Origin of the sequence: Undibacterium sp. TC9W, from assembly GCF_049339865.1 — a bacterium.
Classification (GTDB): domain Bacteria; phylum Pseudomonadota; class Gammaproteobacteria; order Burkholderiales; family Burkholderiaceae_D; genus Undibacterium.
The window spans coordinates 1-499 of record NZ_JBMPPJ010000069.1 but is presented as its reverse complement, the minus strand read 5'-3'; the positions used below and the strand labels follow the sequence as shown (position 1 = coordinate 499).

Below are 499 nucleotides of genomic sequence, written 5' to 3'. Positions count from 1 at the left end.
GAGCCTGTAAAAAAATCTGTGTAAGTTCTCCCGGAACTATTGGTGAGCGTTGATGCGCTCCCCAAATTCTATATCAAAGCGATTCAATGCCTGTCGCCAGTGTTGTATAGGCATGGTCCATTTCTTTGCTGCCTGCTGTATAGCCAGATACACCACCTTCATGGCAGAAGCATCATTGGGAAACAGTTTTCTGCGTTTGGTGGCTGACCGAATGACGCTGTTGAGTGATTCGATGGCATTAGTCGTATAAATAGCCCTGCGTATCTCTGGGGGATATTCGAAGAGGGTGCGCAGATTGGGCCAATGGTTTGTCCATGATTTGGCAATCTGCGGATACTGATGATTCCATAGCCCTCCAAAGCGTTCCAGTTCTGCCAGTGCCTGCTCTTCAGTCGCAGACTGGTAGATGCGCTTTAAATCGGCGGTAACTTCTTTATAGTCTTTCCAGGAAACATATTTCAGGCTGTTGCGAACCATGTGCACAATGCAGAGCTGAATA

General features: G+C 47.3%; 1 protein-coding gene. It reads right to left on the bottom strand.

Annotated elements, in window-relative coordinates:
• Positions 1 to 36: 36 nt before the first annotated feature.
• Positions 37 to 499: transposase (locus ACO0LN_RS30280; RefSeq protein ID WP_422980471.1), on the bottom strand; the 463-nt coding region annotated here is incomplete at its 5' end.